Here is a 20,759-nt window from a genome sequence, read left to right on the forward strand (position 1 = left end):
GAATTTTGTGAGCAAACCTTTGAACATCGATAGCGCGAAGCTTGAAGCCCTCGAAGCTCATGCGCGGTCGGTGACTGAACAAGCGAACGCCGGCAATGCGCCGGCGTCGCCGCGTAGGCTCCCCCCGAAAGTCCGCTCCGCCGATCTGCCATCGGACATCTTCAAGCTGATCTCCAGCCGTCCGCGCACGACGCACGATGTCTGCCGGTTTTTCGGTGAAAACATCGAAAAAGTCGAAGACATACTTCGGGAATTACTGAAAGAAGGATTCGTCGAGATCTACAAACTCTCGCCAAGCGAGTCGTTTTGGTGCGCGATCGATGCGGCCCGCGGCCGGAAAGTGACCATTGCTCCCCCGGCCCCGCCACCGCCGCCGATTCAAGACATCGGCGCTTGGCGCGAAATGCGCGCTTTCAAATCGGTGCGTGGCAAGCCGGTGGAAGTTCAAGTGAGCTGTCCGGCGCATCTCGCCGATCCCAAGTCCGCCCAGTTGATTCAACAGCCTGACCAACCCGGCTCGGGCATCCCGCTCGACGCAGACATGTCAAAGATCTTCGAATATCCGATGTCCGAGATCGTGAAAGCCGCGCGCGAAGAGTGGATTCGTCGCCATCCCAAATCACCAAAAGCCCAGCCGCCCCGCCGCGGTCAATAACGGAGAAAGCCATGGACCGCCGCGCGCTCGATCGTCGCAAGCTCGAATCGATCGATCTGAGCAAAGTAGTCATCGATACAGAGATCGTGCGCATCGCGACTGCAAAATATCTGCGCGGCTTGCCTGCTCTCTTTGAAGTGTATCCGTCGCGCTCTCAAGTCGACGAATGGGACCAAGCGCTGCTCGGTGGGGAATGGCGCGAGTGGGCTGAGAATCATGGCTACAAGACGACGTTCGATGTGCCCGACGAGATCCGTCACTTGCTTGCTCCCCACGTCGACTTCGCCGCGTTCAAAGACTTCTGGAACGAGTCCCACTTTCAAGTCCGGCTCGTGAACCCGGATTTGTCGTTCATGAACACGTCGAAGACGTGGGCCGATCACATCGCAGGCTACATCAGCCACACCAAGTTTCTCAAAAAACAAAAATAAGGAGACAGAGATGGAAGTCTATGACGAGTATGAGCAGATGCTAGCGAAGAAGCGGGCCGCAGATGCATCGGCCTGCGCTGCCACCCCCGAGGCCATGGGCATGGTCTTGAAGCTGTCGCACGAGCTGAACAGTGCAAAGAGGCAGATCCGCACGATGCGCGACACGCTGCGCGCCGCGAAGCTCTTGCCGGCGGAGACCGATCTCGCCCGCGCCGCTTACGAGTATGCATGCGACGGTATCGGCAAAGACAACCTTGACTGGTTCCAGCTCGTCGATGTCTTGCAGATCCCGGGCACGACTTACCGCGAGCCCGCCATCGTTCTTGAAGTCGCACTCACAAGCGCGCTGTTCGCTTCTGGCGATCCGCAGCAAGGCATTTATCTCGAAGAAGTCGTTCGGCAGTTCGCTCAATTTCGGCGACGCGTTTTCGATGCTTATGAAGAAGCATCGGGCGATACGGAGTTGAGCATCCGGCTCACCCGCCTCGACCTCAGCAGCCAAGCCGATGGCGCGTTTGAGCGCTGGGAAAAGCACTCGCTCGCCCAATCCACGCCATCCGCCCCAATCACCATCGGCCCCAAGGCCAAGTCGCTGTAAAACAAGAAAAAGGAGACAGCATGAACAAGAAAATCGTCGACGCCCGCGGCAACGATCTGCCCACCACCCTCGAAGCCGCCGCTGCGGAAGTGAGCCCGGCCACCGCGCTCTTCAATGAGATCTTCATGAACCAAGCGATGTTCGGGCGCAGCCTGCGGCTGGTCCAAGGCGCTGCGCACGAGATCGCCGCCCGCTTGGGCATGCCGGAAGACGAAGCGGAGCGGGCAGTCAGCAATCCAGACCACCCGCTTCAGGCTAACATGATCGACCCGATGATGGCCCTTGTCGCTGACCTTCTCGAGCTGTCGTTCAACGAGATGATTCAGCATGCCGAGTTCGCCGACCGCGCCGAAGCGTTCGATCGCAAGTTCAAAATCGTCAGTGCGCTGCCGGACGCGAACGGCGACGGCATCCCGGTCTTCGCCGTCGGCCGCGGGAAATCCGGGAAGCCCTGGAAGAACTGATCCGCCCCCAACGCCATCGATAAAAACAAGGAGAAAAGCATGGCATCGAAACAAAAACGGATCACTCGCACGGAATTCGCCTCGCTCGTTGCGATAGCCAAAGGCTCTGGCCGGACCGACTTGCACGACCTTTTCAAAACGGTGGCGCTCCCCGACGGCAAAGGCGCCCGCTCGACGTCGACCGGCGGCTCGTGGGTTTTGGAGATCAACGGCGTGATCATGTCGAGCGCTCGCAACAAAGTTCGTCGCTTCGCATCGCTCGACAAGCTGCAAGAAGAGCTCGCGGAGATCGGCATTCCGCACTTCATCGTTGTCAACGCGCCGTGCCCGGCCGGCAAATCGATCGGTGGTGCCGCATGATCAGTGACGAAGAGATTTTCTATGCGTTGCGCGATCTGCGCTGGGATTTCGACGCGCTTGACGGCCGGCTGGCGTCGCTTGAAGTGCGCGTCGAAGCGATCGACGAAGAGCTCCAAAAGCAAGCCGCCAAGGCCGCCCGGGGCCGGCAAAAGCTAAAGCGCGAAGAGCGGGCGGACGATGTCGAACAGAAGCTCTTGGCCCTTCGCGACCGCGTGTTCAGCAAAAAGACGCCGCCGGACGCCGCCGAGTAGACCGCTCAACCCCAGCTCACGGGCCGCCCATCTGGCGGCCCTTTGTTTTGGTTGGGCGGCTATTGCCATGCCCCGCGAAGTGGGCGAAGTTGATCTCAACACTGCCCCGGCAAGCGGGCTAACAGATAGCAGCGAGTCGCGCATGAATCGAAAGCCGAACACCGATCTTCTCGAAATCGAAGCCGCAGGTTTCTGCGTCGAGATCCGCTCTGGCAAGAACAACAGCGCGAAGGCCTACATCGCGCACAAGTCCGGCTTCCGCAGCCAGATGCCCGTCCTGTTCCGAAGCAACGGACGGCGGGCGGCACAACTTCAAGAAGCAATGGCATTCGCTCGCCCATGGCAGCACCTCGGCAAAGCCCTGCGCTCACTGCGCGACGACTGCCTGCCCTTGGCCGCCCAAGAGTTCGCGGACTGGGAGACTCTCCGGATGCTTGGCGCGATCGAAGACCCCACACCCGCCCCCCGCAGCAAAGCTGGCCGGCTTTAAAAAAGATTACCAAACCGAGGAGAAAAGAGTGAACACAAAAAATAAAACCAACGGACATGACCAATACATCGACAGTCTTTTCCGTCTGGACTCGAACAAACCGGCGGCCCCGTTGCGCCGCGGCCCAAAGCCGACTGTCGATTACTCACACGTCGTCGCCGATCGCGCGAAAGGTCTTACGCTTCGCGAAATCGCGGCGCTGCACGGCATCAGCTACGAGCGGGTCCGGCAGATCATCTACGAGCAAAAGAAATTGAAATCAGAGCGAGAATCCAAGCTTAAGGATCTCATTGCTGAGCGCGCGGCGAAAGAAAGCGCTTATCAGATCAAAATCGCAAATCGAAATGCGCAGATCGCAAAAGAAAGAAGCGCCGGCATTCCGGTCTCAGAGATCGCCGATCGCTACGGCATCTCGCAAAATCGAGTTTGGGACGTGATCAACTCGCTGAGTTATGCAGCAGCGTCGATCAGCCAAGAATCGCCCGTCGACGTGCCTCCCGCCGCGCATCATGAGGCGCGTGAAGAAGATCGATTCATGAAAATCGAAGCGATGCTCGACACCCTCGTCAAAACGATCAATCAACACGCAGATGACGGCAACGATGATCAGAAGCGCATCGTTGAGCTTGAAGAGCGTGTCGCCAATCTGCAGTCGGAAAATCGGTTGCTGTGGAAGCGGCTTGAAGGGATCAATCAAGAGCTCAACGAAATCGAAGACTTTCCGCCCGCTCGCAGGGTAGAGTCGAAGCCCTGGTGGCGTCTTTTCGGAGCCAACGGATCGTCCTCTTGATGCTATCCCTGCGCCGTTCAGATGCCGCATCTTGCCGTCCAGCCGGGCGGCAGTTGTTTTGGGGTGCCGTGGGCGCTTACATCAAATAGACGCGCTAGCTACGGTGCGCAAGCAAGACAAACGACGGGGTGGACGATGGATCTTGAATACGAGTTCGAGCAGAAAAGCCGAGAGGTCGGCCGGGAGTTGTTCGATGAAGTGCTGGGCATGATCAAGCGAGGGGACGGTGCCAAAGTCGGCGACAAGCTGCATCTGCTCGCATACGAGTTCACTGATCGCATGGTTCCAATCCCCACCATCGAGCTCTGGAAATATGTCGAATTCCTCGACGAGCACTGGGACGACGTCGATCGCGATGGCACGCTCGATCAAGCGTTTCGCCAAGCGGTCTTCTACAAAGCAAGCAACTACGTCTCGCACGAGTTTGAGAAGCGGGGCTCAGAAGAACAACTCGACGCGCTCAACGATGCATACAAAGCCGCCGCCGAAGCCATGATCGCGCCTAACCCCCAAGCCAAATACGAAGCCGCCGCGGCGACCTTCCCCAAGCAGTTCGAGACGCTTGGATGGGCGCCGGCGTGGCCCCCAGTGGAGCCGTCGCTCTTGAAAATCTTCGAGGACAACCAAGACCCCGAAGAACCAGCGCCTCACACGCCGGCGCCGCGGCTCAACCTGGTGCGCAGACCAAGCGGCCCCCGGTAAGCGGGGGAAGGCGACTTGCCCACCCTATTCCTCGCCCATGGTCTGCTCATGGACCGGCTTCGGAAAGCGTGGACAAGTCGCTTGAAAAAGAGCCCGCTCCGGCGGGCTCTATCTCGTTTGCTCTCAGCCATTCATCTTTCTCAAGATCGCATTGACGCGACCCGCACTCAATCCATGAGACGCGGCGATCTCCGAAACCTTTTTGCCGCCCAGTCGCTCTGCAACGATCGTTTCGTTTCTCTTCTTAAAACAAGTGTCGGCGCGCCTCACGCCAACTTCTTGCATGATGTTGATCACGACCGGGCGTTTTAGTCCAAATGCCGCCGCGAGGCTCTCTGTTGACTCGCCGGCAGCGTAGCGCGCTGCCATCTCTTGGTTGCGCTTGTCGCGCCCTGGTTGCGGCTTGCGTCCTGCTGGCATTGTATTCTCCTGTTGTTGTTATTTTTGGAGCGGACAACTGCGATCAAAGAGCCATGCTGCGGGCCTTGCGAGCCGTGCCGGTTTTCGAGCACAAGCGCAAGGCCTCAGCGGTCCGCTGCGCTTGAATCTCTTGGAGCCTGGCCTGCAGCGACTCAAACTCCTCTTCACCATCCCACTTCACAAAGCTCTCTAAGGTCGCGGATACGTGCTGCAATGCGCTGTCCGTTTCGTCCGACCAATCCGAGTTGCCTTGTCGAGTGGCGCTGATGTAGTCGAACTCGCTGATGAACTCCAACTCTTCAGCTTTTATCATCGTGATCGGAGCAGCCTCTTCGTAGCGAATGTTCTCGTAGTCGCTGCACGGCATCTCAAACCAAGCAGTGATCGAGTGTATGGCTTTCTCAGACGGTCCGTCGGTCCAAGAGAGATCGATGCGATTCCAGCTGTCAGCCTTGATGCTAAATTTCGTTGCGGGGAAGGACTCTTTCAAAACCTTCGCGAGCAAGGCCTTGGTTTCTTTTGCGTTCAGGGTTTGGGGGTAGACCATGTTGTTCTCCTGGTTGTCTCGTGCCCGGCTCTCTTCCGGTGAAACCAACATCTCAAACGCCAAACTAAAAGGCAATCGTTTTATCACTGCAATTGACGGGCGGTCGATTTGCGCCGCTCATCCTGCTTGCCGCTCGTCGCGGATCGGTGGCCTTGCGAGTCGGTGGCCGGGATGCGAGATTGGATGTGTGCCGAGAGAGAGCACGACAACCAACCCAAGGAGACCAACATGAACATCAACGAAAAAAGCCTGCGCGACTACGTCTTCGGTGTCGACACGGACGCCGGCATTGAGATCCTGCAGCTCCCCAGCCGGCAGGCCTTCAAGATCTCCGGCCGCAAGGCGGATCGCGAGGAGTTCGCAACGGTGATCGAGGCATATCTCGACAACGAGCAGTTCGAGTTCGACACGAGCGACGGGTCGAGCTTCTACGACTTCGAGAAGCAGCAAGAGGAACACCAAGAGGCGGTCGCCGAGCTGCTTTTCGCTCTCGAAGACGCCGCCCTGGTCGACGAGCTCTACGCTGAATATGAAGAGCGTTACGCGCACTGGGAAGACGAGCTGGCCGACGCTTGATCGAACCGGCAGACGCGAAGCCCTCCGATTGGAGGGCTTTTTGCCGTTCATGGCCTCGAACTGACCGCTCGTCAATTGCGATGATAAAACGATTGCTTTTCGGTTTGGCGTTTGGGAAGCTGAATTTGTGCCGAGAGAGCACGAACAACAAACCAACAGGAGACTCGACATGAACGACTACATCAACAACCAGCTTGCCGCCCACAAAATCCCATCGAAAGGCTTCGGCTTTGGGTCGGGCGACAGCATGCGCTTCTATACCGTCCATTGCGAAGGCGGCGACGCGACGATCTACGAGGCGACTTTTAAAGGCAATAGCTGCCGGCTAAGCATCGATCCAGTCGCAAAAATTGATGGAGACATTTGGGCGGAAATATCGCCGAGTCTTGCCACGAGCTTTAACGATGCGCTCGAAAAGCGTGGTCAAAAGAAGGGAAAATTTCGCAAAGGGCACACGCCACTCGCCGAGCATTTCGGACATCAGATCCTGCCCTTGGTTTGGGTTTTGGAAGATCTCCGAGCTGCCGATATTGACAAGGTATGGGTTGCCCTCGTCAAATGGGAAGCCCTCGCCCCTGAAGAGGCTTGGTGGCTTTTCTTGAAGGCCTCAGCCGATCCCTCGTGGAAAGCGGCCGTCAAAGTCGCTCTCGCCTGATCCCTTCGATTGGCCCTCCAAGCCGAGGGCTTTTTTACAACAGTCCAGCCTCGCCGAGTTTACTTTGTATGGTTTTCGCGAGATGTTGATCTGAACAGAGAGAGAGTCTGCCACCCAACCCTACGAGGAGCATTACATGGAACTTGTCAAAAGCATCAGCATCGCCAACTTGGTCAATCAGCGCAACGCCTTTGTTGAGCGCGTCAATGCCGCCCGCGCTTCAATCGGTGAGGCCCGTGAAATCCTCCGCGCCAGCGGCTTCGACCGTGGGGGAAGGCATCCGGAGATGTATGAGATTGAACTTGAGAGTATCAGCGGCTTCCGTCATGCCGTTCAAAACGACAAGGTCTTTGACATGCTGATCTCGGGCTATGACGCGAAGGCGTGGGATCACTTGATGCATGAAAGCGGCATGCTTTCGTTCATGAGCGCCAAAGACGTCGAGGACTGGGGGCAAAAAATTCAGAAGCGCGAGATTCCCGCGCTCACGATGGATAGCATCAAAGCCACGTTTTCAGAGCTTCATGCGAAGCGCAAGCAGATGATGAACGACGGCATCGAGCAGTTGTATCGAGCGCTCTCGTGGTCGCACAAGACCAATTCACCCGTCGCTTTCGGCAAGAAGATCATTCTCCAGGGGCGGAACGATTGGCCATGCAATCGGAACCGAGCGCACGTCGACGATGTCATTCGCTTCATGCATGTCATGGACGGCAAGCCCCAACCGGATCATCGAGACAACTTTTCAATGTTCTCGGATTTTCAGCCGTCTTCGGCATTTCAGTCGGATTACGTCTCCGTTGTTGGCTTTCAAAATGGGAACTTGCACGTCTACTTCAAGCGGCCCGACCTCGTCGCGAAGATGAACGCCGTCTTGGCTTCACGCTACCCGGCCGCCATCCCCAAGCCAAAGGCGGCTTGACCTCCTCCCAGCCAAACGCGACGCCCTCCACTCGGAGGGCTTTTCTCATAGCGGGGCGGCGTGGGGGCGGGCTGGAGGTGGGGCGTGTTTGAGGAATTAAAAAAAAACCGCGAGCTCCCGGCATCAGTCTGAGTGTTTTCTAGAGCGTGCGGAAGTCACCTCTAAACCAAAAGAGTTGCGTATATCATCAAAATCAACGAACACCCACCCTCGCTCACCATTCCCGCCGCCCTCCCCTCCCCGCCATCAATCGCACGCCAATCAAAAGACCCGCCGCCACCTCACCCCACGCACGCCCACACTCCCAGCCCGAGCCCGCCGCCCCCGCGCGCCTTTTTCTTAGCGATCGCCGCCCGCCAAATGCAGACCATGGCCTCTATGCTGACTTGATAGCCCGCCACGTCTCCGCGAGATTGCAAGCCGCGAAAATGACCTCCGCACGCCCTGGCAAACACCCGCCCGACCAGCCATCGATCTGACAGCCGGACTTGCTCTGAAAGTCTCGCAAGGCGATAAACGAAGCAGTAAAAAACACTTGGGGGGCGTAATGCTTGCAATTATTTTGGCCGGCTTGCTGGCTATGGCAATTTCCTTGGGAATCATCCTCGCGATCATCTTCCCAGTCTGGCTTTTGTGGTGCTGGGTCGTGCCGCAGGTCTTCATCGGCTGGCCTGAGCACATCGCGTCGCCCGGATTTTTGCTGTTTGCGGCGTGCTGGATTTTGGCGGGCTTCGTTGGTCGCCTGATCTTTGGCAGTCGAAGCAAGCAAGCCAAGTGATCCACCAAGGGGCCTTCGGGCCTCTTCTCTTTCGCCCGCTCGTCGACCTGATCGCCGGCCATTGATCTCCGCCACGGTTATGAGATGTTTGAAGGGCGGAAAGAGAGCCGCGAATAATCTGAGGGGAGAGACATGATCGACTACATCAACCACCAGCTTGCCGCCAACAAGATCCCATCGAAAGGCTTCGGTTTTGGGTCGGGCGACAGCATGCGTTTTTACACGATCCACTGCGATGGCGGGGATGCCACGATTTACGAGGCAACGTTCAAGGGGAATAGCTGCAGGCTGAGTCTTGATCCAATCGCCAAGATTGATGGAGCTGTTTGGGCCGGAATCTCTCTGAGCCTTGCTGGGGTTTTGAACAATAGTCTCGAGAAGCGTGGGCAAAAAAAAGGGAAATTCAGCAAAGGCCACACGCCACTCGCCGAGCATTTTGGGAACCAGCTTTTGCCCCTGATTTGGGCTGTGGAGGACTTCGGATCTGCTGACTTGGATAAGGCATGGGTCGCTGCCGCCAAGTGGTCGGCCCTCGCTCCTGAAGAGGCTTGGTGGCTGCGCCTGAGAGCGGCCGCCGATCCCTCTTGGAAGGCAGCCATCAAAGTCGCTCTCGCCTAACCCCTTCGGGGGTTTTCTTTTTTTTAGCCGCCCAGCCATCGACGCCGCCCATCGAGCTGACCGGCGGACTTGGAATTCATCGAGCGGTGGGCGATAAACGAAGGGAGAGAAGCCCTTTGGGAGAGCGAGATGGAGAGCAAGGGAGTGAAGATCAAGCGGGTAGTTTTGAGATTCAAATTTCGCGCAAGAGACGAATTTTGTATGACGCTGCACGTCCTTCTCGATGACGATCTTTTTCACGTGGCCTCAGCAGCTCGCTCAGCAGCTCGCTCGGCAATGCGCAACGGCGGGCACTCGACGATGCCCAGTGGTGTTGGCTTGCGTGTCTGCTGCGCCGAGCGGCACCTTCGCTCCCGCCAAGAGATCCAAGCCGACTGGGATGCCCGAGCATTGCGCCGTTCATCCACTCAGCCGCCTGCCCAATCCAAAACCAGCGGGAGGCTTTGATGTGTGGACCGATCTACGATGCAAAACAGGACAGGCGAATCGATCGGCTTGAGTCCGCATCCATCTTTGCAATTGACCAGAAGTTGGCGGAGACCGGATTTGTCTGGCCCTGCCGCGAGATCGTCCAACGACGCTGGGACGCTCGCCGTGCTCAACGCGAGGCCCGAGCTCTCCGCGCTGAATGCAAGGAGCCGGACGAGAAACCCAAAACGACAGGGAGGCTTTGATGAGTTACGAGGTCCGCATGAAGATGCTTCTGAAAATCAATCCGTTATTCAATGACGTCGAAACTTTCTACGAAGCCGCCAACCATCGAGACATATCTCGAGCATTTTCTCAGCACGATTTTGAGCTGGGTTGCCTCCACGAGGTCGCGGATCGCCGTTGGCAGTGCGCAGATGTCGTTCAACAACGCTGGGACGCCCGCCGCGCTCAACGCGAAGCCAAAGCCCTGCTCGCTGAATGCGTGGAGCCGGCCGCGGGGAAGACAGGGGGACGGCTATGAGCCACATCACGCGCCAAGAGGTCATGTCTAAATTCGGAATTCCCATACCGCTTGCGTTCAACGAGGCGAAAGAATGCAGGAAATTTTCACGCAAAGAATCTGGATACATGCTGCTGTATGCCCCCATTGCGGCGGCTCAATATCCATGGCCCGCCCGCTCCGAAGTCCAACGCCGCTGGGATCTCCGTCGTGAGCGCATGGCCCTGCGATCGCAATGCCAAGAGCCCGCCGCGGTGGGGAAGAAAGGAGGCAGGCTGTGAATCATATTGTGCTCACTGAGCTTGCCCGCCGCGAGCGTCTATCAAGAGCAAAGCAGATGCGTCAATGGCAGCGAGAGAGCGCTGTTATCCACTCGCTTCGGATTGACGGCGTCGTCGTCGTATTCTCTGCCCCACGCGAAATCGTGCAAGCCCGCTGGGATGCGAGAGCCATCCGCCAGTCGACCAACGCGAGCGAGGCGGCGACAAGGAAAGGAGGCAGGCTGTGACTGAAGAAGAAAGCACGTATCAATTCATCATCGCATCAATCACTCGGCGAATGATTAGAGAGAATTTTACATATTACGACCCTCTCAAATACGCTCGCTTTATGACGAGAAGCGCATGGCCTACACGAGAGCAAACGCAGGCAGCATGGGATGCAAGAGCCATCCGCCGGGCATCGGGAAGCGGCGCCGAGAAAAACAAAAACACAGGGAGGCTTTGATGGATGAAGAATTGAACAGCTCTTGGATTCAGGCGGGACGGCTTACGGATCAGAAGTCAGTCATCGATTATCGCAAGACGGCGCGCGACAAGTTGGCAGTCTGGCGTGCGGTAATGAGCAACGAAGGGCTCATCAATCAAACATGGGACGAGGCCATTGCCATGAACGAAGCATTCGACCTCGAACACAGCACGCCCGCCGCCCCCGTGAAACCAGCAGGGAGGCTTTGAGCCCCGACAGCCGGCCTCGACTTCCCCATGCAGCCCGGTGATGATCAACTCATCAACAAGCTACGGAGAGAGCCATGCTCAAACGCCTAAAAGCCGCCATCCTCGCTCTCCTCGGGGAGCCGGCCAAGGTTGAAAAAAAACGAAAAAAACGATCGGACGGATTGGTGCAATTGTCGACTTCGCCTATCGGCGTCGACTGCTCATCCGGCGGCGAGGAGTCTGGCTTTGATCATGGCACGTGGCACCGCCTCTCCAATCTCTTTCACATGTATCAGTCGATCAACGAGATCGGCGACGCCAAGTCCATGGTCGACCGCATGCGTCGGATGGCGATCGGCCACATCGAAGACAAAGAGCGCGCCGAGCACCGCGACGAGATCGCCTCCGCCGCCAACCCGGGCCAGCCTGGTCAGGGCAACCATGGGAGGCTTTGATGGATCAGTCGAAAAAAGCAAAAGGCCCGAAGAAGCCTTCGTGGATGGTCGACCCCGAGCAGTTCAAGAAGTGGCCCTATCCTGAGGATTTCGCCGACATTGAGCTTCGCAAGCCCAAGATCGCTCCGGCCGTCGACGTCGCCAAGGCTATGGCTCACTTCATCCAGCACGATCAGGAGCGGATGATGGAGCTTACTCGTCAAGGGAGGCTGTGATGTGGAAGATGAGTCCTCAGTTGTTCGCGAAAATGACTCTTTCGACTTCGGGCGTCCCTCGGGGTGTTCGACGAGGTATTCGAGCTGCTAACCGCCTTCTTGATAACCCGTCTCAAATTGCTTCTGACGCTCGCACCCAAGCCCGCTGGGACGCCCGCAAAGAAGCACGAGCCTTGCGAGCCGCATGCAATGAGCCGGGCTCGATGGCAAAGGGAGGGAGGCTATGATGAATCCATTGGACGAATTCAAACAACGTTGCAGAGACGCCGCCCCCGCCTTGGTCGATGAGCTTGTCTCTCGCATGCGAACGGGAGGCGGCGAGTTTGAGAAGATCTGCTATGAATTCACCGAGCGGCTCGTGCCCAAAAACCCCGTCGAAATTCGTAAGCTGTCCGGATGCCTGTTTGAATTTTGGGATCAAATCGATCGCAGCGGGACGGCCTCCGAAGCGTTGAGCGAGGCGGTGTTTTTCTGCGCAAGCTTTCAAGTTCTCGGCGAGATGCAAAAGATCTACCACGAGCGAGCCCTCTCGCCAAAGCTGGGTTCTAAGCCCAAGGGAGCCGGCCTCTCGTGAGAAGTCAGCCAACAGCATCCAAGCCCGCGAGTCGGGCTTTTGCTTTTGAAATCACTTCCGTGTTTGCGAACGATGGGTCATCTTCGGCTACGTTCAAGAGCATCTCCAAAAAGATCCGCTGCCGCTCTACTTCGCCCAGTCCAAGCCTCGACGCGAACTCACGGGCAAGCCGCCGAAAGCCTTCGTGAGAATGCCTCCACTCCGTCAAAAGCCTTTCCAGCTTTTGGTTCGCAATGGTCTGTTGAAGCAACTTCTCGTTCAACGTGTCGACATGCTTTCGCAATGACGAGATGAGCTGGCGGTTGTGCGACTCGTTGCTCGACGCTTGTTGAGTCATCATGTTCAACTGTTCTTGCGTCATTCGAGCCTTGGACTCCGCGGCGGCCGCGTCCGCTTGGGCGAGACCTGCTCTGAGATTCGCCGATCGAGACTCCTCGAAAAGGATATTTTTGGTGATGTCTTCCATGGCGACTTCCTGTAGTGAGTTCGGGGCGCCGACTATAGCGCAATTCCCGGGACCGCGCGCGCGCCACGCAGCAAACCAGACCAGTTGCCCGTTGACAACGGTTCTGAGACGGCGCTACGCTTGAGGTTGTCTCGCTGTATAGCGCTTGAAAAATCAGGGCCGTGGGAAGCCCTCGAAGTGCGCTCCGGATGATGTCGGAGACTTCGATTATGGTTCAAGGCCCCTTTCCCGGGGCTTTGTTTTTGTATGGGCGTCGGCAGTTCTGATACCATCAAACCCTCACTTGGAGGTAGCATGGCGGCCGATCAAAAAGACGTGGTAGACATGGACGAATACGAATGGCGGGCTTGGCTTCGCAGCGTGACGCCGTTCATCGATGGGGACATGGTGCGCTACCTCTTCAAAGGGTATGAGCCCGACGATTTCCTCTCCATCGAGATATTTGGCGATAGCCGGGCTTTCTGGACGCAACTCCCCGGCATGGATCTCGACGGGGTCTTTGATTATTTCACAGTGCATTGCATCAACTGGCGAGATCGGCGCGACGCCGTCTATGCGGTTCACACGAACGTAAAGAAATCATCCGCGGGACGCGTCATCGAAATCAAATACTGGCCGCATATGGGAGCCCTGCTCAATCGGCTTGGCTATGAGAATGGGGAATGCTTACTCAAGAATCAGTGGGATGGCACGGCTCTTAGTCATGTAGGCCCGCTCGACTTGGTTACACTGCCCGCCTTCTTCCATAATGATCCCCAGCGGGCCGAGGGAGAGACAGGAAACGATTTGCTCATGATGATCGAGCACGAGATCAACTCCGCATGGTTTCACGAGCCGGCCGATCTTGAAAGGGAAGCGTTGCGCGAGGAGTCGGAAAAAGCAAACCCGGCGCCGAAAGACTCGGGCCGGGCTGGCAGGTTGTAGAGCGGGTCAGCGGGAGCAAAGTTCGCCGTCGGGTCTACCCATGGCGTTGCGGACATCTGAGAAGCTAAGCCCGCCCTTCTCCATCGCAATCAGCAGCACGGAACCGCTCATGTTCATTGCCCCATGGCGGATCTTGCTGATAACCGGCGGCGACACGCCGAGAAATCGAGAGACGTCCGCGTCTCGTTTCAAGCCATGCCGTTCCATCAGCAGATCGAGCACGCCGTGAGCAATATCGACTTTGCGTCCCATTTTCTTCTCCAAGTTGTTGAGGGGTTTAACTACATTTACCCTCTCGCAATCTTCTTGAAGATTCAACGCCGCCCGTCTTAATCCCTGAGCGGCGCTCTCGCTGGCGGAGCGTCTGCAGCAACCTCACTCAATGCGGTGCGCTCCACCCCCGCGACCACACCCGCCGACGCACTGCTCAGTTTTTCCTGAACATGGCGCCCGAACTCTTCGTGAGCGTCGGCCGCGATCCAATCCCGCGAGCATGCCGCCTCGATCGCCGGGAGCCATTCCACCTGGCATTCAGCGAGCAGTCTCGGGACGTCAGTGATGGGAGTGCTTTCAACCGCCCCGATGATCAGCCCGCTCTCAGTCACCCAAAAAGCGGACTCTTCGACCAAAGACGCCAGCGCGAAGACGATGCCGTTGCGGACGGCGTTCTCCGCCACGGAGCCGAGCTTGTTATTGCCGATCCACGCCAGCAGATCGCCTTTCTGATACAAGCATGGGCGGTTCGATCCGCCGGGGGCTTGGGCATACGCCGGCCCCTCGCCACTGCGCCGAAGATCTTCAAGCGTCCGAAGCGACAGCCGCAGAAAAACCGCAGCCTCTTTGCTGCTCAGGACCATCGAGTCGGGCAGCATGTGAAGCCGGGCGGCGGCGTCAAGATCGGCAAGCATCTTTTCATCAAGCATGGCGGCCATCCCCTCTCTCAACACGAGCATGAATTAAGGTTGACGCGTCCCTCAGCATCGGCAGCACTCTTTCGACATATCTCGCATATTCCTTGCCGAAGGACCATTCCCATTCGGTAACCGCTTCGACAACTGGAATCCACTTGATATTGAATTCCACGATTCGGGCTTCAAAACATTCGCTCGGAGTGCTCTCGACGGCATCAACGATCGCGTTGCCAGCAGTCCAAAACGCTTCATGCCGGTTCAGCTTGATGATGTTCAGCGGAAGTTTGAAAAAAGCGGCGTCGTCTTCGTAGGTGTCGAAGGGGTTCGAGTCCACCCAAGACAGTAGATGCTTCTTTTTGAAAGCGGGGAAGCTGTATCCTTTTTTCTTCTTTTCATAAGACTTCGGTCCCAAACCGTCGCTCACGCACTTATTGAAATCACGTAGCGACAAGCAGGTCAGAACAGCGGCTTGGCATTCAACTATCAACATCGAGTCCGGAATTAAGCTCAGCCTTTCGGCCGCAGTGAGTTCCGACAGCATCTTTGAATCGGTCATTGCTAATATCTCTCAGTTTTCGACAGCGGGTTGGATCTTCCTCGGGCGACCTGTCCTTGGCTTGGGCGGGCGGCACACATGAGGCTCAGGGGCCGGCAATGGAGGCCATTCGACAGGCTTCAACGCATTGTAAACGTTCGGAGCTTTCATCAAGATGGCTTGCTCGATTTTCTGCATCCACTCCCGCCGCATGTCCCATTCGGCCGGCGTGTAAATCTCCGTGACGCTCGACGCGGCGTGATTGAAGAAGCCTTTCTTGATTGGCTCGGGAGCGTGCAGCGTCGTCATGATCGCCCCAAAGCTGCGACGCAAATCGTGATTAGTCAGCTTAGCGATTCCAGCCTCTTCGATGATCGCGCTGCGAAGATCAGTTGAGTCTGAATAGTGTCCCGTTTTCGATTGCTTAGATCGGGCCGGGAATACGAACTGGCGGGACTTTAAGCCAAAACCACGGCTCGCCGACTCCTCGGCCCCGGCCCGCTGTCGTTGACGCATGAGCTCCGCCGCCATTGGAGTAAGCGGCAGGCGGTGAGCCCTAGTATTTTTCGTTTTGTGGAAATAGACGTGCGGGCCCCATGTCGGATCGTTATTCAAATCCACGTAGCTCATTTCATTCTCTTTGCCGGCGGGGACGAACTCGCGCCAAACGCATGGAGCATGCTCCGATTTGCGGCAGCCCCACAAAAGCATGGCGAGCAGATAATCAACGCCGGTCGCATTGTCGTTCGTCGAGCGTTTCGCCCATGCGACTTCAAGGAACTCGCCGAACGATTTGGAAGGCGTCAGCGGATTGCGCGTCCCCTTCTTTTGATATTGCAATTCTTTCTCTTCGCGGGTGAGGAATTGGCTATTCATCGACAGCGTGCTAAACGGATTCGCACGGATGGCGACTTCGCGGCCGGCAACGCTCGCGTCAAGCGCTTCGTTTTTCATCTTCCAATTCAGCGCTGCGATTGCCAGACGAAAGGCTTGCTCGGCAGCGACTGGAAACTCCTTCGATGCCTTGTCGAATTCCCGGAGAATCTCTTCCGAATTGAACTCGTCGACTTTCCGCTTGAGCCATCCAAGCGATTCAAATCGGCGGACGCTTCGATCAAACACGCGCAGCGTTTCTTCGCTCGCAGGCTTGCGTTTCTTTGTCGAGACGTGCTCGCGATACAGCGTGAAAAGCTCGCCAAGCGTGGGGATCAGCGTGAGTGCTTTGCGGGCCTCGACGTTCGGATTCAATCCAGTTAACAAGATGCCTTCGACCAGCTTGGCGGCGGCTTGCCGGGCCTCGGTGAGCGGGCTCTTGGCTCGCATGAAGTCCGCGACATTGCCCACAGTCGGCTGCACGGATTTGCCATTGACCTTGCGCCGAACGATGAACGTCTTTTTGCCAGCGACCTTGACGCCAAACCCGGGCGGGGCGTCCTGGCTGGCGTCGTAGAGGATGTAAGGGGCATTGCTTGGGTCCGCTTCAAAGACAAGCTTCCCCGCCGAATCAATTCCGACCGGCTTTTGCCCAAGCTTCAGGGCTTTGATGAGCGGCATGCTCAGTTCGATCTTCACGTCTGCCTTTCTCCACGGGGGACCGCGGGTCAAAAGTCGCCCGGGCTGGTAATTCTAACCGGGGGACTGGCTCGTTTGTCGTATAATCCACCGTCTTGGATTTGCTCCAAGGGGGACTGAGAAACCGAAGCAAGTGGTTGATTTCACTGGGATTTGAAGTCAGCCAATCTTCGGGGGACTGGAATGCTCATTGTAGCGCGAAGCTGGCCCCCGCGGTCCCCTCATAGCGCGCCTTTTTGAGAAGAAAACGTGCGGGACTTTGCGGGACTGCGCGGCAAATCGCGGAGCCGGGGCGGGCTGGATGAGGTTCAAGTTGTTGATTTTAAGGGGAAAGCAGTGAAAGCGGAGTCATTCAAGGGCATGGAAAATGGATCGGTGAAAGTCACTCCCATGATGCAGCAATACATGAGCATCAAGGCAAATTATCCGACCATGCTGGTGTTCTACCGCATGGGCGACTTCTACGAGCTGTTCTTCGACGACGCCGAGAAAGCCTCGCGCGTGCTGGGCATCACCCTCACCGCGCGCGGCAAGTCGGGCGACCAGCCGATCAAGATGGCCGGCGTGCCCTTCCATTCGCTGGACGGCTACCTGGCCAAGCTGGTCAAGCTGGGCGAATCCTGCGCCATCTGCGAGCAGATCGGCGACCCGGCCCTGTCGAAGGGCCCTGTCGAGCGCAAGGTGGTGCGCGTGGTCACTCCCGGCACCCTCACCGATTCCGACCTGCTGCCCGAAAAGGCCGAACGCCCGCTGCTGGCGCTGTGCCTGATCAACCAGCGCAAGACGGTCACCGCAGGTCTCGCCTGGCTGTCGCTCGCCAGCGGCAACCTGCGCCTGATGGAATTCTCGGGCGACGCGCGCGCCGTCGAACAGCGCCTGGCGCACGAACTCGAACGCATCTCGCCGGCCGAGATCCTGCGCGCCGATTGCGCCGACATGTTCGAGACTGATGGTTCCAATGCCCACCTCCAGCGTGTGCCCGAATGGCATTTCGACGTGCTCAAGGGCCACGGCGCCCTGCTCGAGCAACTGGGCGTGGCCACCCTCACCGGCTTCGGCGCCGACGGCATGGGCGCCGCCTTCGGCGCGGCCGGCGCGCTGCTGCGCTATGCGCAATCGACGCAAGGCCGCGGCCTGCAGCACGTGCGCGGCCTCGCCTGCGAAACCGAGAATGAATACATCGGCCTGGACGCCGCCACCCGCCGCAACCTGGAACTCACCGAGACCATCCGCGGCCAGGAGTCGCCGACGCTGTTCTCGCTGCTGGACGGCTGCCGCACCGCGATGGGCTCGCGCCTGCTGCGCCACTGGCTGCACCATGCGCGCCGCGACCAATCCGTGGCGCGCAGCCGCCACCAGTCGATCGCAGCGCTGATCCAGGCCGAGGCCATTGATGCGCTGTCGTCGACCCTGGCCCAGGTGCCGGACATCGAACGCATCACGACGCGCGTGGCGCTGCTCACCGCGCGCCCGCGCGACCTGGCCGCCCTGCGAGATGGACTGAAAGCCCTGCCGGTGGTGCGCGAACAGGTGGCGCGCTGCTTCGTCCCAGGCGACACTTGCCTGCTGCGCGAGATCCACGACGACCTGGCCACGCCGGGCGAATGCGTCGACCTGCTCACGCGGGCCGTGATGGAGGAACCCGCCGCGATGGTGCGCGACGGCGGCGTGTTCGCGCGCGGCTTCGACGCCGAACTCGATGAACTGCGCGCGCTGTCCGAGAACGCCGGCCAGTTCCTGGTCGACCTCGAAACGCGCGAGCGCGCCCGCACCGGCATCGCCAACCTGCGGGTCGAGTACAACAAGGTGCACGGCTTCTACATCGAAGTCACCAACGGCCAGGCCGACAAGGTGCCGGACGACTACCGCCGCCGCCAGACCCTCAAGAACTGCGAACGCTACATCACGCCCGAACTGAAGGCCTTCGAAGACAAGGCCCTGTCGGCGCAAGACCGCGCGCTGGCGCGCGAAAAAATCCTGTACGACCAGCTGCTTGGCGACCTGGCGCCGCACATCGGCTGCTTGCAGACCATCGCGCGCGCGCTGGCCCAGGTCGACGTGCTGGTGGCCCTGTCGAGCCACGCGCTGCGCCATAACTGGTGCGCGCCGGTCCTGAGCGACGCGCCGTGCCTCACCATCGTCGAAGGCCGCCATCCGGTGGTGGAAAACCAGATCGAGCGCTTCATCGCCAACGACTGCAAGCTGTCCAACGACAGGCGCCTGCTGTTGATCACCGGCCCGAACATGGGCGGTAAATCGACCTTCATGCGCCAGGTGGCCCTGATCACCCTGCTGGCCTACGTCGGCAGCTACGTGCCGGCCACCAGTGCCACGATCGGCCCGATCGACCGCATCTTCACCCGCATCGGCGCCAGCGACGACCTGGCCAACGGCCGCTCGACCTTCATGGTCGAGATGACCGAATCGGCCGCGATCCTGAACGGCGCCACCGAGCACTCGCTGGTGCTGATGGACGAAGTCGGCCGCGGCACCTCGACCTTCGACGGCCTGGCGCTGGCCTGGGCGATCGCGCGCCACCTGATCGACACCAGCCGCAGCTTCACGCTGTTCGCGACCCACTACTTCGAGCTGACCCAGCTGCCCGAGACCTATCCGAGCGCCGCCAACGTGCACCTGTCGGCGGTCGAGCACAAGGACAGCATCGTGTTCCTGCACGCGGTGCAGGACGGCCCCGCCTCGCAGAGCTACGGCCTGCAGGTGGCGCAGCTGGCGGGCGTGCCGCAACCGGTGATCAAGGCCGCGCGCAAGCACCTGGCGCGCCTCGAAGCGCAGGCGCTGGATGCGACGCCGCAGCTCGACCTGTTCGCGGCGCCAGTTGCCGAGGAAGAGATCGGCGAGGCGCCGGCGCCGGCGCTTGCGGCGGAACCACAAGACGACGGCCTGCGCGACGCGCTCGACGCGATCGATCCGGACGCGCTCACGCCGCGCGAAGCGCTCGAACGTCTCTACGAGCTCAAGCGCCTCGCCGCCTGATGCAAGCACGGCGCCGATCACTGCTGCTGGCAGCCCTCCTGTCCTTCACGTCGCTCGCCGGCGCCAGGGACAAGGTGGACGACGGTGCGCACCGGTTCGCGGTGATCGGCAACAGCGCAGGCAGCCAAGGCGACGACGACGGCGAGGCGCGCCTGAAACAGGCGCTGGCCGATTCGTCCGAAAAATCGCTGGCCTTCGTCGTCATCAACGGCATCAAGGGCGAGAAGGAAAGCTGCGGCGACCGGCTGTATCAGCAGCGGCGCGACATCATCGAGCGCGCCCGGCGGCCGACCATCGTGTCGCTGGCCGGCAGCGACTGGACCGCCTGCCGCAACTCGGCCAACCGCACCAATGCGATCGAGCGTCTCAATCGCCTGCGCGAACTGTTCCACGGCGAGCCGGAGTCGCTGGGCCGCGTAAAGATCCACCTCACCCAGTTGTCGGCCAGCCCGCGTTTTCGCAGCTATGCCGAGAATGCGCACTGGAAGGTGGGCAAGGTGCTGTACGCCACCATCAATCTCCCGGCCAACAATAACCACTACCTGGAGGCGGCCGGCCGCAACAGCGAGTACGAAGACCGGACGGTCGCCAACCGCTTCTGGCTGAACCGCCTGTTCGCGATCGCGCGCAGCGACAAGGCCGAGGCGCTGGTGCTGTTTTCGGAAGGCGCGGTGCGACCGTTCTATCTGGACCAGCCGGCGGGACTACGCGGCCTGCTGCGGCGCGATCCGGTGGAGAAGGACGGGTTCGAGGCGGTGCGACGCCAGGTGCAAGCGCGTGCGGTCAAGTTCGAGGGCAAGGTGCTACTGGTCGACAGCGGCACGCCGCACGGCAAGAAACCCGGGATCGAGTGGAAGGACAACCTGGGACAGCTGTCGGTGGGGACGAAGGCGGTCGAGGTGAACGTGAAGTTCGGAAAAGAAGCGACGTTCGCGGTCGAAGACGCGAAGCAATGAGCATCCGCGGCCCCGCATGACGCAGGGACCGCGA

General features: G+C 59.0%; 29 protein-coding genes. 22 read left to right on the forward strand and 7 right to left on the reverse strand.

Annotated features, from left to right (window positions below; genetic code table 11):
- Nucleotides 1-7: 7 nt before the first annotated feature.
- From KY496_RS11905 to KY496_RS11945, 9 genes are all read left to right on the forward strand, one after another.
- Entirely contained in the window at nucleotides 8-655 is a 648-nt protein-coding gene (locus KY496_RS11905) for a hypothetical protein (RefSeq protein ID WP_219864866.1), read from the forward strand.
- A gap of 11 nt (nucleotides 656-666) precedes the next feature.
- Complete coding sequence (locus tag KY496_RS11910; RefSeq protein ID WP_219864867.1) at nucleotides 667-1,086, forward strand: hypothetical protein; 420 nt, start codon at nucleotides 667-669, stop codon at nucleotides 1,084-1,086.
- Between the two features lie 10 nt (nucleotides 1,087-1,096).
- Entirely contained in the window at nucleotides 1,097-1,684 is a 588-nt protein-coding gene (locus tag KY496_RS11915) for a hypothetical protein (protein ID WP_219864868.1), read from the forward strand.
- Between the two features lie 20 nt (nucleotides 1,685-1,704).
- Nucleotides 1,705-2,148 (forward strand): hypothetical protein, encoded by a 444-nt coding sequence (locus KY496_RS11920; RefSeq protein WP_219864869.1) that lies wholly within the window; start codon nucleotides 1,705-1,707, stop codon nucleotides 2,146-2,148.
- 39 nt (nucleotides 2,149-2,187) lie between these two features.
- Complete coding sequence (locus KY496_RS11925) at nucleotides 2,188-2,508, forward strand: hypothetical protein (RefSeq protein ID WP_219864870.1); 321 nt, start codon at nucleotides 2,188-2,190, stop codon at nucleotides 2,506-2,508.
- Complete coding sequence (locus KY496_RS11930; RefSeq protein ID WP_219864871.1) at nucleotides 2,505-2,759, forward strand: hypothetical protein; 255 nt, start codon at nucleotides 2,505-2,507, stop codon at nucleotides 2,757-2,759. The genes KY496_RS11925 and KY496_RS11930 overlap by 4 nt, the downstream gene beginning before the upstream one ends.
- 67 nt (nucleotides 2,760-2,826) lie before the next feature.
- Nucleotides 2,827-3,249 carry a hypothetical protein gene (locus tag KY496_RS11935; protein ID WP_219864872.1) on the forward strand — a complete coding sequence of 141 codons (423 nt, stop codon included), beginning with the start codon at nucleotides 2,827-2,829 and terminating at the stop codon, nucleotides 3,247-3,249.
- Nucleotides 3,250-3,277: 28 nt separating this feature from the next.
- Nucleotides 3,278-4,039: a hypothetical protein gene (locus tag KY496_RS11940; RefSeq protein ID WP_219864873.1), complete on the forward strand. Its 762-nt coding sequence runs from the start codon at nucleotides 3,278-3,280 to the stop codon at nucleotides 4,037-4,039.
- 135 nt (nucleotides 4,040-4,174) lie between these two features.
- Nucleotides 4,175-4,741 (forward strand): hypothetical protein, encoded by a 567-nt coding sequence (locus tag KY496_RS11945; protein ID WP_219864874.1) that lies wholly within the window; start codon nucleotides 4,175-4,177, stop codon nucleotides 4,739-4,741.
- A 123-nt stretch (nucleotides 4,742-4,864) separates the two neighbouring features.
- Here the strand turns inward: KY496_RS11945 and KY496_RS11950 are convergent, their stop codons facing one another.
- Entirely contained in the window at nucleotides 4,865-5,161 is a 297-nt protein-coding gene (locus KY496_RS11950) for a hypothetical protein (RefSeq protein WP_219864875.1), read from the reverse strand.
- A gap of 43 nt (nucleotides 5,162-5,204) precedes the next feature.
- The gene (locus KY496_RS11955) at nucleotides 5,205-5,708 is read right to left on the reverse strand and encodes an LPD29 domain-containing protein (RefSeq protein ID WP_219864876.1); all 504 of its coding nucleotides are present in this window, start codon (nucleotides 5,706-5,708) and stop codon (nucleotides 5,205-5,207) included.
- 228 nt (nucleotides 5,709-5,936) lie between these two features.
- On the opposite strand from KY496_RS11955, the gene KY496_RS11960 reads away from it, so the two are divergent.
- The 10 genes from KY496_RS11960 to KY496_RS12005 all read left to right on the forward strand — a co-directional run bounded on the left by KY496_RS11960 (nucleotide 5,937) and on the right by KY496_RS12005 (nucleotide 12,367).
- Entirely contained in the window at nucleotides 5,937-6,284 is a 348-nt protein-coding gene (locus tag KY496_RS11960) for a hypothetical protein (protein ID WP_219864877.1), read from the forward strand.
- Nucleotides 6,285-6,453: 169 nt separating this feature from the next.
- Nucleotides 6,454-6,939 (forward strand): DUF3780 domain-containing protein, encoded by a 486-nt coding sequence (locus KY496_RS11965; protein WP_219864878.1) that lies wholly within the window; start codon nucleotides 6,454-6,456, stop codon nucleotides 6,937-6,939.
- A gap of 136 nt (nucleotides 6,940-7,075) precedes the next feature.
- Nucleotides 7,076-7,861 carry a DUF4942 domain-containing protein gene (locus KY496_RS11970; RefSeq protein WP_219864879.1) on the forward strand — a complete coding sequence of 262 codons (786 nt, stop codon included), beginning with the start codon at nucleotides 7,076-7,078 and terminating at the stop codon, nucleotides 7,859-7,861.
- A gap of 547 nt (nucleotides 7,862-8,408) precedes the next feature.
- A complete protein-coding gene (locus KY496_RS11975; RefSeq protein ID WP_219864880.1) occupies nucleotides 8,409-8,639 on the forward strand; it encodes a hypothetical protein in 231 nt (76 codons plus the stop codon).
- 132 nt (nucleotides 8,640-8,771) lie between these two features.
- Nucleotides 8,772-9,257, forward strand: coding sequence for a DUF3780 domain-containing protein (locus tag KY496_RS11980; RefSeq protein WP_219864881.1), 486 nt, complete (start codon nucleotides 8,772-8,774; stop codon nucleotides 9,255-9,257).
- A 691-nt stretch (nucleotides 9,258-9,948) separates the two neighbouring features.
- Nucleotides 9,949-10,209, forward strand: a complete 261-nt coding sequence (locus KY496_RS11985) for a hypothetical protein (RefSeq protein ID WP_219864882.1) — start codon at nucleotides 9,949-9,951, stop codon at nucleotides 10,207-10,209.
- Between the two features lie 602 nt (nucleotides 10,210-10,811).
- The gene (locus tag KY496_RS11990; RefSeq protein WP_219864883.1) at nucleotides 10,812-11,144 is read left to right on the forward strand and encodes a hypothetical protein; all 333 of its coding nucleotides are present in this window, start codon (nucleotides 10,812-10,814) and stop codon (nucleotides 11,142-11,144) included.
- A 74-nt stretch (nucleotides 11,145-11,218) separates the two neighbouring features.
- A complete protein-coding gene (locus tag KY496_RS11995; RefSeq protein ID WP_219864884.1) occupies nucleotides 11,219-11,578 on the forward strand; it encodes a hypothetical protein in 360 nt (119 codons plus the stop codon).
- Nucleotides 11,578-11,793, forward strand: coding sequence for a hypothetical protein (locus tag KY496_RS12000; protein WP_219864885.1), 216 nt, complete (start codon nucleotides 11,578-11,580; stop codon nucleotides 11,791-11,793). The genes KY496_RS11995 and KY496_RS12000 overlap by 1 nt, the downstream gene beginning before the upstream one ends.
- A 223-nt stretch (nucleotides 11,794-12,016) precedes the next feature.
- Nucleotides 12,017-12,367 (forward strand): hypothetical protein, encoded by a 351-nt coding sequence (locus KY496_RS12005; protein WP_219864886.1) that lies wholly within the window; start codon nucleotides 12,017-12,019, stop codon nucleotides 12,365-12,367.
- 4 nt (nucleotides 12,368-12,371) lie between these two features.
- Here KY496_RS12005 and KY496_RS12010 read toward each other — a convergent pair whose 3' ends face one another.
- Complete coding sequence (locus tag KY496_RS12010) at nucleotides 12,372-12,833, reverse strand: hypothetical protein (protein ID WP_219864887.1); 462 nt, start codon at nucleotides 12,831-12,833, stop codon at nucleotides 12,372-12,374.
- A gap of 294 nt (nucleotides 12,834-13,127) precedes the next feature.
- Between KY496_RS12010 and KY496_RS12015 the strand changes: the two genes are divergently transcribed.
- A complete protein-coding gene (locus KY496_RS12015; RefSeq protein ID WP_219864888.1) occupies nucleotides 13,128-13,757 on the forward strand; it encodes a hypothetical protein in 630 nt (209 codons plus the stop codon).
- 6 nt (nucleotides 13,758-13,763) lie between these two features.
- Here KY496_RS12015 and KY496_RS12020 read toward each other — a convergent pair whose 3' ends face one another.
- The 4 genes from KY496_RS12020 to KY496_RS12035 form a co-directional block, all read right to left on the reverse strand.
- Nucleotides 13,764-14,009 carry a helix-turn-helix transcriptional regulator gene (locus tag KY496_RS12020; protein WP_219864889.1) on the reverse strand — a complete coding sequence of 82 codons (246 nt, stop codon included), beginning with the start codon at nucleotides 14,007-14,009 and terminating at the stop codon, nucleotides 13,764-13,766.
- A 77-nt stretch (nucleotides 14,010-14,086) separates the two neighbouring features.
- Nucleotides 14,087-14,689 (reverse strand): helix-turn-helix domain-containing protein, encoded by a 603-nt coding sequence (locus KY496_RS12025; protein WP_219864890.1) that lies wholly within the window; start codon nucleotides 14,687-14,689, stop codon nucleotides 14,087-14,089.
- Nucleotides 14,673-15,224: a hypothetical protein gene (locus tag KY496_RS12030; protein WP_219864891.1), complete on the reverse strand. Its 552-nt coding sequence runs from the start codon at nucleotides 15,222-15,224 to the stop codon at nucleotides 14,673-14,675. Before KY496_RS12030 ends, KY496_RS12025 begins: the two co-directional genes overlap by 17 nt.
- Nucleotides 15,225-15,236: 12 nt before the next feature.
- On the reverse strand, nucleotides 15,237-16,775 hold the full coding sequence (locus KY496_RS12035; protein WP_219864892.1) for a tyrosine-type recombinase/integrase: 1,539 nt from the start codon (nucleotides 16,773-16,775) through the stop codon (nucleotides 15,237-15,239).
- Between the two features lie 360 nt (nucleotides 16,776-17,135).
- On the opposite strand from KY496_RS12035, the gene mutS reads away from it, so the two are divergent.
- Together mutS and KY496_RS12045 are read left to right on the forward strand one after the other, a co-directional pair.
- Nucleotides 17,136-19,769 (forward strand): DNA mismatch repair protein MutS, encoded by a 2,634-nt coding sequence (gene mutS, locus KY496_RS12040; protein WP_219865104.1) that lies wholly within the window; start codon nucleotides 17,136-17,138, stop codon nucleotides 19,767-19,769.
- Nucleotides 19,769-20,725, forward strand: a complete 957-nt coding sequence (locus KY496_RS12045; protein WP_184239262.1) for a hypothetical protein — start codon at nucleotides 19,769-19,771, stop codon at nucleotides 20,723-20,725. The genes mutS and KY496_RS12045 overlap by 1 nt, the downstream gene beginning before the upstream one ends.
- The last annotated feature ends 34 nt before the right edge of the window (nucleotides 20,726-20,759 follow it).

Origin of the sequence: Massilia sp. NP310 (assembly GCF_019443485.1) — a bacterium.
GTDB lineage: Bacteria > Pseudomonadota > Gammaproteobacteria > Burkholderiales > Burkholderiaceae_D > Telluria > Telluria timonae.

Bases quoted from the DNA above. Each gene is read 5' to 3' on its own strand.
- KY496_RS11910 (WP_219864867.1), top strand. From the start codon at position 667: ATGGACCGCCGCGCGCTCGATCGTCGCAAGCTCGAATCGATCGATCTG.
- KY496_RS11915 (WP_219864868.1), top strand. From the start codon at position 1,097: ATGGAAGTCTATGACGAGTATGAGCAGATGCTAGCGAAGAAGCGGGCC.
- KY496_RS11920 (WP_219864869.1), top strand. From the start codon at position 1,705: ATGAACAAGAAAATCGTCGACGCCCGCGGCAACGATCTGCCCACCACC.
- KY496_RS11925 (WP_219864870.1), top strand. From the start codon at position 2,188: ATGGCATCGAAACAAAAACGGATCACTCGCACGGAATTCGCCTCGCTC.
- KY496_RS11930 (WP_219864871.1), top strand. From the start codon at position 2,505: ATGATCAGTGACGAAGAGATTTTCTATGCGTTGCGCGATCTGCGCTGG.
- KY496_RS11935 (WP_219864872.1), top strand. From the start codon at position 2,827: ATGCCCCGCGAAGTGGGCGAAGTTGATCTCAACACTGCCCCGGCAAGC.
- KY496_RS11945 (WP_219864874.1), top strand. From the start codon at position 4,175: ATGGATCTTGAATACGAGTTCGAGCAGAAAAGCCGAGAGGTCGGCCGG.
- KY496_RS11950 (WP_219864875.1), bottom strand. From the start codon at position 5,161: ATGCCAGCAGGACGCAAGCCGCAACCAGGGCGCGACAAGCGCAACCAA.
- KY496_RS11955 (WP_219864876.1), bottom strand. From the start codon at position 5,708: ATGGTCTACCCCCAAACCCTGAACGCAAAAGAAACCAAGGCCTTGCTC.
- KY496_RS11960 (WP_219864877.1), top strand. From the start codon at position 5,937: ATGAACATCAACGAAAAAAGCCTGCGCGACTACGTCTTCGGTGTCGAC.
- KY496_RS11965 (WP_219864878.1), top strand. From the start codon at position 6,454: ATGAACGACTACATCAACAACCAGCTTGCCGCCCACAAAATCCCATCG.
- KY496_RS11970 (WP_219864879.1), top strand. From the start codon at position 7,076: ATGGAACTTGTCAAAAGCATCAGCATCGCCAACTTGGTCAATCAGCGC.
- KY496_RS11975 (WP_219864880.1), top strand. From the start codon at position 8,409: ATGCTTGCAATTATTTTGGCCGGCTTGCTGGCTATGGCAATTTCCTTG.
- KY496_RS11980 (WP_219864881.1), top strand. From the start codon at position 8,772: ATGATCGACTACATCAACCACCAGCTTGCCGCCAACAAGATCCCATCG.
- KY496_RS11985 (WP_219864882.1), top strand. From the start codon at position 9,949: ATGAAGATGCTTCTGAAAATCAATCCGTTATTCAATGACGTCGAAACT.
- KY496_RS11990 (WP_219864883.1), top strand. From the start codon at position 10,812: ATGGCCTACACGAGAGCAAACGCAGGCAGCATGGGATGCAAGAGCCAT.
- KY496_RS11995 (WP_219864884.1), top strand. From the start codon at position 11,219: ATGCTCAAACGCCTAAAAGCCGCCATCCTCGCTCTCCTCGGGGAGCCG.
- KY496_RS12000 (WP_219864885.1), top strand. From the start codon at position 11,578: ATGGATCAGTCGAAAAAAGCAAAAGGCCCGAAGAAGCCTTCGTGGATG.
- KY496_RS12005 (WP_219864886.1), top strand. From the start codon at position 12,017: ATGATGAATCCATTGGACGAATTCAAACAACGTTGCAGAGACGCCGCC.
- KY496_RS12010 (WP_219864887.1), bottom strand. From the start codon at position 12,833: ATGGAAGACATCACCAAAAATATCCTTTTCGAGGAGTCTCGATCGGCG.
- KY496_RS12015 (WP_219864888.1), top strand. From the start codon at position 13,128: ATGGCGGCCGATCAAAAAGACGTGGTAGACATGGACGAATACGAATGG.
- KY496_RS12020 (WP_219864889.1), bottom strand. From the start codon at position 14,009: ATGGGACGCAAAGTCGATATTGCTCACGGCGTGCTCGATCTGCTGATG.
- KY496_RS12025 (WP_219864890.1), bottom strand. From the start codon at position 14,689: ATGGCCGCCATGCTTGATGAAAAGATGCTTGCCGATCTTGACGCCGCC.
- KY496_RS12030 (WP_219864891.1), bottom strand. From the start codon at position 15,224: ATGACCGATTCAAAGATGCTGTCGGAACTCACTGCGGCCGAAAGGCTG.
- mutS (WP_219865104.1), top strand. From the start codon at position 17,136: ATGGAAAATGGATCGGTGAAAGTCACTCCCATGATGCAGCAATACATG.
- KY496_RS12045 (WP_184239262.1), top strand. From the start codon at position 19,769: ATGCAAGCACGGCGCCGATCACTGCTGCTGGCAGCCCTCCTGTCCTTC.